Annotated in this window: 13 protein-coding genes and 1 pseudogene; 3 read left to right on the top strand and 11 right to left on the bottom strand. The window is 63.2% G+C overall.

The annotated features are described in order from the left end of the window. Nucleotides 1-45: 45 nt before the first annotated feature. On the bottom strand, nucleotides 46-2,043 hold the full coding sequence (locus tag CXR29_RS04245) for an acetyl-CoA carboxylase biotin carboxylase subunit (RefSeq protein WP_206516256.1): 1,998 nt from the start codon (nucleotides 2,041-2,043) through the stop codon (nucleotides 46-48). Nucleotides 2,044-2,060: 17 nt separating this feature from the next. Further along, nucleotides 2,061-3,674, bottom strand: a complete 1,614-nt coding sequence (locus CXR29_RS04240; protein WP_101555714.1) for a carboxyl transferase domain-containing protein — start codon at nucleotides 3,672-3,674, stop codon at nucleotides 2,061-2,063. 134 nt (nucleotides 3,675-3,808) lie between these two features. On the opposite strand from CXR29_RS04240, the gene CXR29_RS04235 reads away from it, so the two are divergent. Next, a complete protein-coding gene (locus CXR29_RS04235; RefSeq protein ID WP_127363992.1) occupies nucleotides 3,809-4,441 on the top strand; it encodes a TetR/AcrR family transcriptional regulator in 633 nt (210 codons plus the stop codon). Here the strand turns inward: CXR29_RS04235 and CXR29_RS04230 are convergent. The 3 genes from CXR29_RS04230 to CXR29_RS04220 all read right to left on the bottom strand — a co-directional run bounded on the left by CXR29_RS04230 (nucleotide 4,428) and on the right by CXR29_RS04220 (nucleotide 8,829). Further along, the gene (locus CXR29_RS04230; RefSeq protein ID WP_025778052.1) at nucleotides 4,428-5,348 is read right to left on the bottom strand and encodes an NADP-dependent oxidoreductase; all 921 of its coding nucleotides are present in this window, start codon (nucleotides 5,346-5,348) and stop codon (nucleotides 4,428-4,430) included. The two genes, CXR29_RS04235 and CXR29_RS04230, sit on opposite strands and share 14 nt — an antisense overlap. A gap of 93 nt (nucleotides 5,349-5,441) precedes the next feature. Next, on the bottom strand, nucleotides 5,442-7,619 hold the full coding sequence (locus tag CXR29_RS04225) for a 3-hydroxyacyl-CoA dehydrogenase NAD-binding domain-containing protein (RefSeq protein WP_127363991.1): 2,178 nt from the start codon (nucleotides 7,617-7,619) through the stop codon (nucleotides 5,442-5,444). A gap of 1 nt (nucleotide 7,620) precedes the next feature. Further along, on the bottom strand, nucleotides 7,621-8,829 hold the full coding sequence (locus CXR29_RS04220) for an acetyl-CoA C-acetyltransferase (RefSeq protein WP_127363990.1): 1,209 nt from the start codon (nucleotides 8,827-8,829) through the stop codon (nucleotides 7,621-7,623). A gap of 383 nt (nucleotides 8,830-9,212) precedes the next feature. Between CXR29_RS04220 and CXR29_RS04215 the strand changes: the two genes are divergently transcribed. After that, on the top strand, nucleotides 9,213-9,617 hold the full coding sequence (locus CXR29_RS04215; protein ID WP_127363989.1) for a hypothetical protein: 405 nt from the start codon (nucleotides 9,213-9,215) through the stop codon (nucleotides 9,615-9,617). A gap of 537 nt (nucleotides 9,618-10,154) precedes the next feature. Here CXR29_RS04215 and CXR29_RS04210 read toward each other — a convergent pair. Together CXR29_RS04210 and CXR29_RS04205 are read right to left on the bottom strand one after the other, a co-directional pair. Next, the gene (locus CXR29_RS04210; RefSeq protein ID WP_127363988.1) at nucleotides 10,155-10,412 is read right to left on the bottom strand and encodes a hypothetical protein; all 258 of its coding nucleotides are present in this window, start codon (nucleotides 10,410-10,412) and stop codon (nucleotides 10,155-10,157) included. A 52-nt stretch (nucleotides 10,413-10,464) separates the two neighbouring features. Then, a complete protein-coding gene (locus CXR29_RS04205) occupies nucleotides 10,465-11,145 on the bottom strand; it encodes a hypothetical protein (protein WP_127363987.1) in 681 nt (226 codons plus the stop codon). 104 nt (nucleotides 11,146-11,249) lie between these two features. Here CXR29_RS04205 and CXR29_RS17850 point away from each other — a divergent pair, with 104 nt between their 5' ends. Next, nucleotides 11,250-11,378 carry a hypothetical protein gene (locus tag CXR29_RS17850; protein ID WP_257904184.1) on the top strand — a complete coding sequence of 43 codons (129 nt, stop codon included), beginning with the start codon at nucleotides 11,250-11,252 and terminating at the stop codon, nucleotides 11,376-11,378. A gap of 31 nt (nucleotides 11,379-11,409) precedes the next feature. On the opposite strand, the pseudogene CXR29_RS04200 reads toward CXR29_RS17850, so the two are convergent. From CXR29_RS04200 to CXR29_RS18005, 4 genes and pseudogenes are all read right to left on the bottom strand, one after another. Continuing rightward, nucleotides 11,410-11,895 (bottom strand): annotated as a pseudogene (locus CXR29_RS04200) (transposase); the annotation flags it as partial. A gap of 107 nt (nucleotides 11,896-12,002) precedes the next feature. Further along, nucleotides 12,003-13,436 carry a group II intron reverse transcriptase/maturase gene (ltrA, locus tag CXR29_RS04195; protein WP_101596958.1) on the bottom strand — a complete coding sequence of 478 codons (1,434 nt, stop codon included), beginning with the start codon at nucleotides 13,434-13,436 and terminating at the stop codon, nucleotides 12,003-12,005. Nucleotides 13,437-13,981: 545 nt separating this feature from the next. Next, nucleotides 13,982-14,455 carry an IS3 family transposase gene (locus tag CXR29_RS04190; protein WP_127363986.1) on the bottom strand — a complete coding sequence of 158 codons (474 nt, stop codon included), beginning with the start codon at nucleotides 14,453-14,455 and terminating at the stop codon, nucleotides 13,982-13,984. Then, a complete protein-coding gene (locus CXR29_RS18005; RefSeq protein ID WP_062861102.1) occupies nucleotides 14,452-14,754 on the bottom strand; it encodes a transposase in 303 nt (100 codons plus the stop codon). The genes CXR29_RS04190 and CXR29_RS18005 overlap by 4 nt, the downstream gene beginning before the upstream one ends. Nucleotides 14,755-14,801 lie beyond the last annotated feature (47 nt).

Raw genomic sequence — 14,801 nt, 5'->3', positions numbered from 1 at the left:
TTTCCTCCCCGCTTGTGGCGTGGTTGTGGTGTGAGTGGCTGGTGACTATTCGGCGGCTTCTGCGGCGGCTTCGTCGACGACTGTGGCGAGCACTTCGTCGAGGGCGACTTGGGCGCCTTCGACGGCGGTGACGGTGACGATTCCGGCTGCGGGTGCGGTGAGCACGTGCTCCATCTTCATCGCCTCGACGACGACGATCGGGTCTCCCTGTTCCACTGCGTCCCCGGTCTCGACCTTGATGTCGACGACGGAGCCGGGCATCGGTGCGAGCACCTCGGCGCCTTCGAGTCCCGGTGTCAGGGACGAATCGGCCAAGGGTCTGGTGAAGACGTGGATCCCGGTGTCGGTGCTCACCCAGATGCTGCGGTCGCGGGCATCGGAGAAGATCCGGGCGGTGTGCTGGATCCCGTCGAGGGTGACGTGCCACAGTCCGTCGTCATCGACGTCGACGGCTCCCGCGCGAGCCTCGACTTCGGCTGTCCGTCCTCCGGCGGCCAGGGTGACCGTGGGGCGGAAGTCCGGGCGTGAGGTGCGCCAGGCGCTGGGTCCTGCCCACGCCGAGGCGGTCGACCGATTCGCCGACAGGTCGGCGGCTGTGACCGGTCCCGTCAGGGTCGTGCCTGCCGCTCCCCCGGTGACCGTGACGGCGGCGGCTGCCAGCTGCGCGTGGGTCTCACCGGAGGTGTGCGCCAGCTGATCCTCGCCGAGGTTGTCGATGAGTGAGGTGTCGAGCTCGCCGGCGACCACCTCGGGCAGGCTCATGAGGGTGCGTAGGAAGTCGATGTTCGTCACGATTCCCGGAACCGCCGAGGCGGCGAGCGCGGAATCGAGGCGGGCGATGGCTTGGGCGCGGTCATCGGCGCGGACGATGAGCTTGGCGATCATCGGGTCGTAGTCCGAGGCGATGGTCTGCCCGGCTTCGAGCCCGGCGTCGACGCGGATGCCCTCCCCGTCCGGGAAGACGACGTCGAGGGCGCGACCGCCGGTGGGCAGGAATCCGCGCGAGGGGTCCTCGGCGTAGATTCTCGCTTCGATCGAGTGCCCGGTCAGCGTGATGGCGTCCTGGGTCAGCGGCAGCTCTTCGCCCGCGCCGACGCGCAGCTGGAGTTCGACGAGGTCGACTCCGGTGACCTCCTCGGTGACGGGGTGTTCGACCTGCAGGCGGGTGTTCATCTCCATGAAGAAGAACTCGTCGGGGCGGTCGGCCCCGACGATGAATTCGACGGTGCCGGCTCCGACGTAGCCGACGGATTTCGCGGTCTCGCAGGCGGCCTGGCCGATTCGGGCGCGGGTCTCTTCGTCCAGCAGCGCCGAGGGAGCTTCTTCGATGACCTTCTGATGGCGGCGCTGCAGGGAGCATTCGCGTTCGCCGAGGTGGATGACGTTGCCGTGCGCGTCCGCCATGATCTGGACTTCGATATGGCGCGGGGTGGCGACGAGGCGTTCGAGGAACAGCGTGTCGTCGCCGAAGGAGCTCGCGGCTTCACGGCGGGCGGTGACCAGCGCCTCGGCGAGCTTGCCGGCCTCGAAGACCGCGTGCATGCCCTTGCCGCCGCCACCGGCGGAGGGCTTGATGAGCACGGGGAAGCCGATGTCCGACGAGGCGGCGATGAGGGACTCGTCGCTCATCGCGGCGTCCTTCGTGCCGGGAACGAGCGGCACGCCGCGGGAGGACACGGCCTGCTTCGCGGTGATCTTGTCGCCCATCGTCCGAATCGCCTCGGCTCCGGGGCCGAGGAAGACGATTCCCGCCTCGGCGCAGGCGGCGGAGAACTCGGCGTTCTCCGACAGGAATCCGTAGCCGGGGTGGATGGCTTCGGCTCCCGTGGCCTGTGCGGCGGCGATGACCTTGTCGATGCGCAGGTAGGACTCGGACGCGGCCGCCGGGCCCAGGTGGACCGCGGTGTCGGCGGCCCTGACATGGGCCGCTTGGGCGTCGGCGTCGGAGTAGACGGCGACAGTGCGGATGCCGAGGCGGCGGCAGGTGCGGATGACGCGCAGGGCGATCTCGCCGCGGTTGGCGATGAGGACTGTTGTGAACATTTTCGTCATGGTGGGGCTCACATTCTGAAGACGCCGTAGCCGCTGGCATTCAGCGGGCGTTCCATCGGTCCGAAGCGGGCAAGGTCGAGGGCCAGGGAGAGCACCTGGCGGGTGTCACCGGGTTCGATGATTCCGTCATCCCACAGACGTGCCGTCGAGTAGTACGGGTTGCCCTGGGCTTCGTACTGGTCACGGATGGGCTGCTTGAAGGTGTCTTCGGCCTCTGCGCTCCACTCTTCGCCGCGAGCTTCGAGCTGGTCGCGTCTGACGGTGGAGAGCACGCTGGCGGCCTGTTCGCCGCCCATCACGGAGATGCGGGCATTGGGCCACATCCACAGGAAGCGCGGGGAGTACGCACGGCCGCACATCGAGTAGTTGCCGGCGCCGAAGGAGCCGCCGATGACGACGGTGAACTTCGGGACGCGGGCGGTGGCGACGGCGTTGACCATCTTCGCGCCGTGTTTGGCGATGCCGCCGGCTTCGTAGTCGCGGCCGACCATGAATCCGGAGATGTTCTGCAGGAACACCAAGGGCATGCTGCGCTGGTCGCAGAGTTCGATGAAGTGGGCACCCTTCTGCGCGGATTCGCCGAAGAGGATGCCGTTGTTGGCGACGATCCCGACCGGATGTCCGTCGAGGTGAGCGAATCCGGTGACGAGGCTCGTGCCGTATTCGGCTTTGAACTCGTGGAACTCGGATCCGTCGACGAGGCGCGCGATGACTTCGCGGACGTCGTACGGGGTGCGTGAGTCCACGGGTACGACGGAGGTCAGCTCCTCAGGCGAGTGTGCCGGCATGCGAGGCTCGATGACGTCCCAGTTCGGGGTGCTCTTCGGTCCGAGAGTGGAGACGATGTCGCGCATGATCTCCAGCGCATGGGGGTCATTGGCTGCGAGGTGGTCGGTGACGCCGGAGACGCGGGAGTGCAGTGCGCCGCCGCCGAGTTCTTCGGCGGTGACCTCTTCACCTGTGGCGGCCTTGACCAGGGGTGGGCCGCCGAGGAAGATCGTGCCCTGTTCGGAGACGATGATCGATTCGTCGGCCATGGCCGGGACGTAGGCGCCGCCGGCGGTGCAGGAGCCCATGACGGCGGCCAGCTGCGGGATGCCGGCAGCTGAGAGCGTCGCCTGGTTGAAGAAGATGCGGCCGAAGTGCTCACGGTCGGGGAAGACGTCGTCCTGGTTCGGCAGGTTCGCGCCACCGGAGTCGACGAGGTAGATGCACGGAAGGCTGTTCTCCTTGGCGACCTCCTGAGCCCGAAGGTGCTTCTTCACGGTCACCGGGTAGTAGGTGCCGCCCTTGACGGTGGCGTCATTGGCCACGATCACGCATTCGCGTCCGGCGACCCGGCCGATGCCGGTGATGATTCCGGCTCCCGGGCTGGCGTCGTCGTACATGCCGCCCGCGGCCAGCGGGGAGAGTTCGAGAAAGGGAGTACCGGGGTCGAGGAGATGCTCGACGCGCTCACGCGGCAGCAGCTTGCCACGATCGATATGACGCTGCCTGGACTTCTCGGAACCGCCGCGGGCCGTTGCCGCAATGCGCTCCCGGAGTTCAGCGATGAGTTCGGCGTGGGCCTCGGAGTTGACCTGCCCCGTCGCCGGACTGACCGCAGTTCCCACTGCTCTCATTCCATCCTCATTTCAGTTAATGATTCTTAACTGACTGCTATGATACTGCTCACAGGCAGAACTGACAACGCATGAGTTCGACCGCACCGACGTCTTCAGCGACGGCGGGCATCAGGCTCAGGGAAGGAGGCCGGATGTCGATCTCGGACGAGGCCAAACCGACGGCGCGAGCAGCGGCGAAGGCAGCCAGGCGCGAGCAGCTGCTCGAGGTCGCGAAGACGCTCTATGCCCGGCACGGCTTCCACGGTGTTCGCCTCGACGATCTGGGCAAAGGTGCGGGGATCTCGGCGCCGGCGGTCTACCGGCATTTCTCGTCGAAGGAGGCCGTGCTCGAGGAGCTGCTCGTCGGAATTTCGGCGTATCTGCAGTCCGGGGGTGAGGAGATCGTCTCCGCGGCCTGGGATACCGCCTCGGGGATCTCCCCCACCGAGGCGGCCCGGACTCTGCGACGTCTCATCGACTTCCATGTCGACTTCGCCATGGGCGAGCCCGAGCTCATCCGCATTCAGGACCGCGACCTCGAAGCGCTGCCGGACGAATCGCGACGGACCGTGCGCCGCCTGCAGCGTGCCTATGTCAGCCGGTGGGCAGAAGTCGTTGAGGCCGCCCACCCGACGTGGACTCTGGAGACGTCAACGGTGCGCGTGCACGCGGCGTTCGGAATGATGAATTCGACCCCGCACCAGGCCCGGCGGTCGAGCGCCGAGGTGGTCGGGGTCGAATTGCGCGCCGCCGCTGCCGCGGCACTGGGGCTCAGGGAACGATGACGAGTTTGCCGCGCACGTGGCCGGTGGCACTGTCCTTGAAGGCCTGCGGAACCTGGTCGAGGCCGTAGGTGCCGGCGACGTCGACGGTGAGTTTGCCCTCGTCGACGAGGAGGCCCAGGCGTGCGGTCTCGGAGCCGTCGGGGCGCACCCAGATGTGCCGTCCGCCGTGCTCGGCGACGCTGGGATCGGTCACGGAGGCATGGCTGCCGTCCTCGGCGAGCACGGCCAGCGTGTCATCGAGGACTCCCCCGACGAAGTCTGCGACCCCGTCGACCTTGCCGCCGGCGGCCTCGAGGACACGCTCGACCAGACCGTCGCCGTAGGTCACGGGTTCAGCGCCGAGCCCACGCAGGTACTCGTGGTTGGCTTCAGAGGCGGTGCCGATGACTCGAGCGCCGGCGGCGCCGGCGATCTGCACGGCGAAGCTGCCGACTCCCCCGGATGCTCCGTGGATGAGCACGGTCCTGCCCTCCAGCTCCCCGAGCGACTCGAGGGTGCGCAGAGCGGTGCCGCCGGCCAGCGGCAGACCGCCGGCCTGTTCCCAGCTCAGGCTCTTCGGCTTCGGAGCCACCGCATGGACCGGGACCGCGACCTTCTCCGCGAAGGTTCCTCCGCCCAGCACGTCCTTGCGGGCGTAGGCGAGGACTTCGTCCCCGATGGAGAATTCCGGGGTGTCGAATCCGAGACCGACGACGACTCCGGCGACATCCCATCCCGGGGTGACGGGGAACTGAGTGGGCATGACCGGGTCGAGGTGACCGCCGACGAGCTTCCAATCCACCGGGTTGACCCCTGCAGCTCGGACCTCGATGAGCACTGAGGCCGGCGGCACCTTCGGGTCGGGCAGCTCCCGGACCGTGATGTCGTCGAAGTTCTCGGTGTAGGCGTCATAAACGGCAGCGCGCATAGCAATGGCCTTCCGGTAGATGTCAGTGACACTGAAGTCTCAGTGCGACTGGACAACACCGGAAGGCCAACAGGCTATTCCAGAGGTCTCCTCTTACTCGTAGGTTTCCCCGGTCTTCGCGCGCTCGACCAGTGAGGCCGGCGGTGTGAAGTGCTCGCCGTACTTCGCAGCCAGATCATCCGCCCGGTCGACGAAGCCGGCCAGTCCGCCTTCGTACTGGTTGACGTACTGGAGCACGCCGCCGGTCCACGCGGGGAATCCGATGCCGAAGATCGAACCGATGTTCGCGTCCGGCACCGAGGTGAGCACACCCTCGTCGAGGCATTTGATCGTCTCGATCGCCTCGGCGAAGAGCATCCGCTCCTGGAGATCGGCGAAGGGCTGGTCGTTCGACCCGGACTCGTACTTCTCGCGCACACCGGCCCACAGCGAGGTGCGCTTGCCGTTCTCGTCGTAGTCGTAGAAGCCGGCGCCGTCCTTACGTCCGGTCCGTCCCTGCTCGACCATCCAGTCGAAGACGGCTTCGGAGGGGTGGGAGACCCAGGTGCCGCCCGCGGCCTCGACCGCGTCGCGAGTCTCCTGGTTGATCTTCTGCGACAGAGTCAGCGTCAGTTCGTCGAGCAGCTGCAGGGCACCGGTGGGATACCCGGCCTGCAGGGCCGCCTGTTCCACGCTGGCCGGTTCCACTCCCTCGCCCACGGCGGCGACCGCCTCGGCGATGAAGGTGCCGATGACACGGGAGGTGAAGAATCCGCGGGAGTCGTTGACGACGATCGGAGTCTTCCGGATCTGCTGCACGAGGTCGAAGGTGCGGGCGAGGACCTCGTCGGAGGTGTTCTCACCGCAGATGATCTCGACCAGCGGCATCTTGTCAGCCGGCGAGAAGAAGTGGACGCCGATGAAGTCCTTGTCCCGGGTGACGCCCTTGGCCAGGTCGGTGATCGGCAGGGTCGAGGTGTTCGAACCGAGGACCGCATCAGGCTCGACGATGTCCTGGATCTCCTGGAACACCTTCTGCTTGAGATCGACGGATTCGAAGACCGCCTCGATGACGAAGTCAACACCGGCGAAATCCTCGGCCGAGGCGCTCGGGGTGATCCGATCAAGGACAGCCTGCGACTTCGCCTCGGTGGTCTTGCCCTTGGCCAGGGCCGATTCCTCACGCTTGGCAGCGTAGGCCTTGCCCTTCTCCGCGTTGGCGAGCTCGACGTCCTTGAGCACGACCTCGATGCCCGACTTCGCAGCGCTGTAGGCGATCGCCGCCCCCATCATTCCGGCACCGATCACGCCGAGCTTCTTCACCTGACGAGGTGTGACACCGTCAGGGCGCGAGCCGCCGGAGTTGATGTGGCCGAGGTCGAAGAAGAACGCCTTGATCATGTTCTTCGCCACCGGAGTATGGGTGACGTTGACGAAGTAGCGAGACTCGACCGTCAGCGCGGTGTCGATGTCGACCAGTGCGCCCTCGACCGCAGCGGCGACCACGGCGCGCGGAGCCGGCATCGGCGCACCCTTGCCCTGCTTGCGCAGAAGGGAGGGCAGCGCGGGAAGCATGGCTCCGATCTTCGGCGAGGACGGGGAGCCGCCGGGGATCTTGAAGCCCTTGACGTCCCACGGCTGTACGGCCTCGGGGTTGGCCTTGATCCAGGCTTTGGCCTTGGATTCGAGTTCGGCCGCGGGAGCGAGTTCGTCGATGAGGCCGAGTGCCTGGGCGTCGGCAGCCTTGAACTTCGTCGACGGCAGGATGGCCTTCTGCAGCGCGGTCTGGATGCCGAGCATGCGCACCGACCGGGCGACTCCGCCACCTCCGGGCAGCAGGCCCAGAGAGACCTCGGGGAAGCCGAAGCGGGCACTCGGGTTGTCATCGGCGGCGATCCGATGGTGGGCGGCCAGGGCGAGTTCGAGTCCGCCGCCCAGAGCCGCACCGCCGAGGGCCGCGACGACCGGCTTGCCGAAGGTCTCGAGGCGACGCAGCACCTTCTTGAGGTGTTCGACGGCCTCGAATTCCTCTGCCGCGTTCTCGGGGTTGGCTTCACGCAGCTTGTTGAGGTTGCCGCCGGCGAAGAAGGTCTTCTTCGGCGAGGTGAGGACGACACCGCTGATGTCGTCGACATTGGCTTCGAGCCACTCCACGGTCGCCTCGAGGGCGGCCGCGAAGTAGTCGTTCATGGTGTTGACCTTGGCACCGGGCTCGTCGATGACGACGGTGACGATGCCATCGGCATCGGTGGTGCGCGGGTAGTCTGCAGCGGTCGTTTCAGTGTTCGTCATGTCAGACCCTTTCGATGATCGTCGCGATGCCCATTCCTGCGCCGATGCACAGGGTGACGAGTCCACGCTTGAGGTCGCGGCGCTCGAGTTCGTCGAGGACAGTGCCCAGAATCATGGCGCCGGTGGCTCCCAGCGGGTGGCCCATGGCGATGGCTCCGCCGTTGACGTTGACCTTCTCGTGGGGGATGTCGAGGTCCTTCATCCACTTGAGCACGACGGCGGCGAATGCCTCGTTGAGTTCGAACAGATCGATGTCGTCGACGGTCAGACCCGCTTTGTCGAGGGCCTTCTTCGTCGCCGGGGACGGACCGGTGAGCATGATGGTGGGCTCGGACCCGGTGACTGCGGTGGAGACGATGCGGGCGCGGGGCTTCATCCCCATCTTCTGACCGACTTCCTCGTCGCCGAGGATGGCAAGCGCTGCACCGTCGACGATTCCGGAGGAGTTCGCGGCGGTGTGGACGTGGTCGATGGCTTCGATCCAGTGGTACTTCTGCAGAGCCACCTCGTCGAACCCGGTCTGTGCGGCGAGCTTGGCGAAGGCCGGGGGCAGCTGCGACAGCGATTCGACGGTCGAGCCAGGGCGCATGTGCTCGTCACGGTCGAGCACGGTGATGCCGTTGATGTCCTTGACCGGGATGATCGAGTTCTCGAAGAGGCTGTTCTCCCAGGCCGCGGCGGCTCGCTTCTGCGATTCGGCGGCGAAGGCGTCCACGTCTGCACGGCTGAAGCCCTCGGTGGTGGCGATGAGGTCGGCACCGATTCCCTGGGGCACGAAGTACGTGTCATAGTTCGTCGTCGGATCCTGCGCCCAGGCTCCGCCGTCGGATCCCAGCGGCACACGGGACATCGACTCGACGCCACCGGCGAGTACGAGGTTCTCGAATCCGGAGCCGACCTTCTGGGCGGCGATGTTGACGGCTTCGAGCCCGGAGGCGCAGAAGCGGTTGACCTGAACGCCGGCGACGGACTCGTCGAGGCCGGCGGCGATCGCGGCGACACGGGCGATGTCGCTGCCCTGTTCGCCGACTGGAGAGACGACGCCGAGGACGATGTCGTCGATCTGGGAGTCGTCGAGGTCCGGATTGCGCTCGCGTACGGCGTCGATGAGGCCGGTGACGAGATCGATGGGCTTGACGCTGTGCAGCGCCCCGCCGCGGTTCTTACCGCGTGGGGTGCGCACTGCGTCATAGATGAACGCTTCGCTCATATGTTCCTCACAGTCTGAGGGCCGTGCACGAGGTCTCGGCAGAGACCCCGGCGAACGGCCCGATGTTGGGTTCCTGTGTCAGCTTCACGATTGCCGCCGGTCCGATTCCGTGCTCGAACGCGCGTGGAGCGCGGGCGAGGTCGGACGGGAATCGAGCTGACTGATCAATCGTTCAGTAGTGTGCCCTTCTATTGTCTACCAGTTTCCAGTGATGATCAACACATGGCATTCGAGCTGCTCGACGGGCCATCCCATCCGCACTCAGCCCCTCTTCCAGGCCCTCACCGGACCGCTGTCGAGGAGCGCCCGGAATGCCGATTAGCTTTGACAACAGAAGTGGTTATGATGAATCGACTTATCAGTTCTGATCCCCTTGGAGAATCATGTCCTTGACCACCCCTGCCCGCACGAAGACGGGCTCGAAGCTCATGGCACTGACCCTTGCAGTCGGTCTGCTCGCCGGACCCATCGCCGTCGACGCGGCACCCGCCGAAGCTGCGACGAAGAAATGCGCAGTGAAGATGTCGAATTCGAAGCCCCGCCAGTACTCGAACACCTGGGCCAACGTCTCGAAGGTCGGTTCGAAGGCCAAGGTCGAGACCCGCGCGCACTACAAAACGACGAAAACGAAGAAGAAGGCCACCGCATCGAAGAAGGGCAAGGCCTCTCTGAAGTACTACATCTCCGGCGCTACCCCCGGTAAGGCCGTCAAGGTGACCGTGACGGCAAAGAAGGGCAAGACGATGTGGAAGTGCTCGACGTCGTTCAAACCGGTGAAGAAGCGCTGAGCGTCTGTATAATTTCGTGCCCTTCACGATGTCGTCACCGAAGTATCCGTCACTCTTGAACCTGTACCCCTGCGAGATGAGGAAGTCCTGCCAATCGCAGACTGGATCGCCCTTATCCCACTTGCCGAGCGTGGTGCCATACTTGACGCCGCTCACTCCGGTGGTGACGTACACGGTCGCGTCGTTGGGTACCAAGTGGAGGTGGTTGCCAATGCGGAGGTTGCTGGTGTCGATGGTGGTTTCGAGGGTAATGGAGTGGAGTGTGCCACTACGGCATCGGTACGGCATCGGCCTAGAGCTGCGAGGGTCGGTAGAGTCACGGTCCTACCGAGATCACTTGCGTTCAGGTGCCTGACGATCATGCACGAAGCTAAACGCCAGGCACGCGAGAGTTACCAGGGGTGACACGCGGGATATGGGCAACGGGTGGATCCGTGCAAACAACCCCTGGCGATGAGGCTCAGGGGTTGTTTGCATTAGGGGTTCGCTGTATTCAGGTCCGCACTGTATGTGCACCAAGGGTGACAAATAACATCGTTATTCAACGACGAAATTGCTCAGTCCAGCGAGCCTGAGGAGGAACGGTGCGATCGACATCAAAACCAGGAGCGACGCAACGACCCAGAGCCATACCATTTTCGTTCTGTGTGTCCGGACGCTCGTGCTCATGGCGAACAATGGGCTAAGTAGCGGAAGGCCATAAAAGATCGGAGTCAGCATGAAGGCAAGGGCGAGGAAGCCAATGAACTTCCATTCTGTCGCCGACATGAGTCGCTCACGCTGTTCGGTCGCCATGTCTTTCACCTGCATCTGTCTAGTCCTGACTGCCTCCAGAAGTGATTCAATCTTAGCCGCCAACCTGCCAGGTTTTTACGGCCCCTGATTTGGACGTTCGGTAGTGCAGGCCCACTCCGAGAGTGATTGGGCTGCCCTTCACGAAGAGCGAAGCGTCAAATCGGTAGTAGGAATCAGCATAGGTGCCAGCTTTGGGTTTGGTGCATCTGGTTGGCTTCACCGACCATCCAACCTGCCATGACCCTTCGGAGTGGCAGGTGTGGTAGCCGGTCTTACCCTTGTACTTCTTAACCCAAGCTTTCGAGCCGTTCCAGTAGGTTCTACCAGCATGCTTCTCATAGTTGGAGCCGCCCCAATAGGCGTGCTTCCACTTCTTGCTCTTTATCTTCCCTGCTTTTGCGGCCTGGACGACCTGAGCAGTTTCCTGCTTGCTCATGTCTTGGGTAGCAGCGAGTGCTTTGGCCTCTCCGACATCGACCGTCTCAGTCGGTGCTTCTTCGACGGTCACATTCCCTTTACAGATCTCGAGGTCGCCAGTGCTAACCTCTTGGCCGACCTTCTCGTAGGCCCGCTTGACTTCTTTCATGCAGGATTTGTCAGCGAAGCTCGTGGTGGAAACCTTTTGCAACGTGGTGGGCACATCTGCTTGCGCTGGAGCTACGGTTCCCAGCAGCATGGCCGTCGAACTAACTACTGAAGCGATCACGATAGTGCTTCTTCTAATTGCGGTCATTTTTCACATCCTTCCTTGATGTATCCGCAACTTTATGTGCGCTTGAAGCTTCTTCGCATCCTCTAAAAGTATGAAATTTCGCCCGTTGTGCCACACTGGCGTCTATGGTTCTTGGCACCGTGGATGAGATCTCCGAGCATGATCGGTTGATCCTCGATCTGGAGAAGACCGCGCACACGGTTGTAGCGCGTGACGCGTTGTGCCGGCGCATCAACCTACCGGTCGAGAAGTAGGGACTGCTGAAGGTTTAGTTGACTCCAGGGTTTATGCCGCCAGAGCGACGGCCTTGTGGTGAACAAGCTCGTATTCAACCGGGGTCAGTTTATCCAGTCTCCTCTGTCGACGCTTCCGGTGATAGGTTCGTTCGACCCAGTGCACGATCGCTGTGCGCAACCTCGCTCGCGTGTCCCAACGGCCCCGGTCGAGGACGTTCTTCTGCAACACGGCGAAGAACGATTTCATCGCCGCATTATCACCAGCAGCACCAACCCTTCCCATCGACCCCACGAGCCCGTAATGCCGTAGAACCTGCTGGAACTTCCGAGAACGAAATTGCGAGCCGCGATCCGAGTGAACGACACACCCGGCAATCATTCCAGACCCGCCACGACGGGCCACAGCATCATCAATCGCCGCCACCGCCAGGCGAGATTTCATCCTCGAATCGATGGCATAGCCGATGATTCTGTTGCTGAACACGTCCTTGACCGCGCACAAGTACAGCTTGCCCTCATCGGTGTGGTGCTCCGAGTAGGGTCGGACCGGGGCGCTCTGCCAGCCTCACGACTGGTAAGTTTCCCCGGCCCGCCCTCCGAACCGGACGTGCCCATTCCTGAGCATCCAGCTCTCCATGCCAATCAAGCCGCAGCACTGTCCCATGGCGTGGGAATACGAGTTCCCCGGAACCGATAGCGAGTCACTGGAACCCGACAGGCCCGGAAGAACTCGACTCCTTCCGTCCGTATCTCCCATCCAGGGAGGAAACGACGCACCACAGTATGCTTATTCAGCTTGGGGTGACGCTTATTCAACCAATTGACGATCCGCCAGAACGCGTAATGGTCAACGTAACTGAATGTCGCTTTCGACACCCCATGCTGGAAATACGCACACCACCCTCTCAACACCGGGTTCACCCGGCGGAGAAGATCGGCCAGCGTCCGATGTTGCGCTCTGCGAGTCAGACCGCGAATACGCTCCTTGATCGAAGCCAGAGACTTCTTCGACGGATACGTATACACCTGAGCCTGACCGCTGGTTCCCCTCTTCATCCTACGCTGGATGCGCCAGCCCAAGAAGTCGAACCCCTCATCAATGTGAGTCACTTTCGTTTTCTCCACCGATAGGCGCAAACCCATCGGCGCGAGCACTTCAGCCACCTCGTGCCACAGTGCCTCCACGTGCTCGACCGAACCGTGGACAAGGACAACGAAGTCATCCGCGTACCGGATCAGCTTCATCACCGGGATGCCCCTACGGCGCAGTTTCGCTCGCGTCCAGCTCGGACCCAGCGACTCCCACTTCTTTTGGAAGTGATCATCAAGCCCAGACAAGGCGATATTGGCCAGAAGTGGTGAAAGTATCCCTCCTTGCGGGGTGCCGGTGTGAGTGTTCCTATTGACACCATCCTCGCTGAGGATGCCTGCCTTGAGGAACCTTCTGACCAGAGCCAGGACCCTTTTGTCCGTGATTCGTTCACGCAAACGCTGAATCAGACCAGTGTGATCGATCTCGTCGAAACACGCAGTGATATCAGCCTCGAAGACCCACTCATAATTCAAAGGCCTCGACGTGAACTTATGAATCTCAGCAATCGCGTCCTGCGCACGCCGACGCGGCCGAAACCCATACGAGGACGGATAGAAGTCCGCCTCGAAGATCGGTTCCAGCACCAACTTCAGCGACGCCTGCACCACTCTGTCGGCCAGCGTTGGAATCCCCAACGAACGAGTCTTCCCATTCGACTTCGGGATCCTGCGCTCACGCACCGGCAAGGGTCGGAACTCACCAGTCTTCACCTGGCGGCGAATCATAGTGAGCACCTCAACGGCCTGACCATGAAGCAGGGACCGGGGTGCGACCCCATCGACTCCAGCAGTCCGACCGCCCTTGTTACCCCGCACTCGATCCCACCCTGCTACGAGGAAGGCCGGATCGTGGACAAGGTTGAACACATCATCGAAGACACGCCCCGGATCGGTGCGCGCCCATTGGTGCAATTTCGTCTGGATCGTAAGTACTCGATGCCATGCCGAAGTAATATCGACTGGCCCCGACACACCCGTATTCACCGGTGTCCCTCCTTTTCATCCCTACTTTCATTGCGGAATCGGCACTGAGTCCCTTCGCCATGTGGTCGGCTTTCCCGACCTCGGACTACTACGGACTCTCCGCCCCCACACCACTGGTATCAGTCGGCGACGGACCTTCCCTGCCGACCACGCATGGAATCCGTGGTCAGCAGGGACCAGCGGCGGGGTTCCCACGTTCACTATTCAACCGATTGACGGGATCGGTACCCAGCTTTACTCCTGCATCCTCGCCATAGCTACGCCGCAGGCTTTCACTATGGCCTCCCGGACCGGCGACATTCTCCGATCCGGAAGTTCCCTCGACTGGCACACCAGCCTCGGTCTGCGATGCAACCCGACCCCGATCCACCAGATTTCGAGTCGGTGGTCTGACTTGAGGAGCGTTCGGACACTGGTTCCTATGCGTGTACCTCTCCGTCGTGTTAGCCGAGCCCGACCCATCTGGCAGTACTGGAATCGTCTCGGCGTTGTCAGGGCTGCTTCCCGCCCTCGCTCCCATCCCGGAGTTCAGGCTGCCCTCAACTTCACCTGGCTGCTGCGACAGCCAGGCGGTGGTGGTCTCTCACCTCCACTCGGTTCAACAGCGCCTCGTGGCGCACAATGTCGGTCAACCATAGTTCGTTGATGCCTGACGCTGAGAAGTCGCGTTCGACGAGGTCATCACACACTGGCGGGCCGGGCTTCTTACCGTGCTTCCGGGCCCGTTTGATCGTGAGGGAGAACAGTTCCTGCTGCGAGCACAGCCGCCACACACGACGCTCTGACGCCTCATATCCGCACGCGTGGAGTTCATCAGCGATGAACCGGTGCCCGAACTCGGGATCGTCCGTATGCACGTCGTAGGCGGCATTGATCAAGTGCGCCTCCTCGAGATCCCGGTCAGAGATAGGTTTCGCGCACCACTTGTAGAAGCCCTGCTTGGTAAAACCGAGGACCCGGCAGGCCACTGCCACCGGCACCCCGGTGGCAGCAAGGTCGAGGACCAGCGGATACATCATTTTGGGTGATGACCACCGAGCCTCAAGTTCGCTTGCGAGAGATACGCTGCAGCCTCGCGGAGGATCTTGTTCTCCCTCTCGAGCTCGCGAATGCGTTTCAGCGCTGCCGCCTGGGCGCGAGACTCCTCGACATCACGGGAGGGCTCGAGTCCGTGCTCGCGTAGCCGCGAGTCACGTACCCAGGCCTGGAGAGCTGACTTCGAGATGCCGAGGTCGGCGCAGACCTGCTTCTGGGTCATCCCCTCGCCCAGGAGCTCGAGCGCTGATTGCTTGAACTCATCGGTGTAGATCTTTGGCATGACTTCCATCCTTCCTGGAATTTATCCAGTCGTGAAGTCAACCAAAC

Source organism: Brevibacterium linens (genome assembly GCF_003999335.1).
In the GTDB taxonomy this organism is placed as follows: domain Bacteria; phylum Actinomycetota; class Actinomycetes; order Actinomycetales; family Brevibacteriaceae; genus Brevibacterium; species Brevibacterium linens.
Note: the sequence above shows the minus strand (reverse complement) of the source record. Positions and strands in the feature narration are given on the sequence as shown.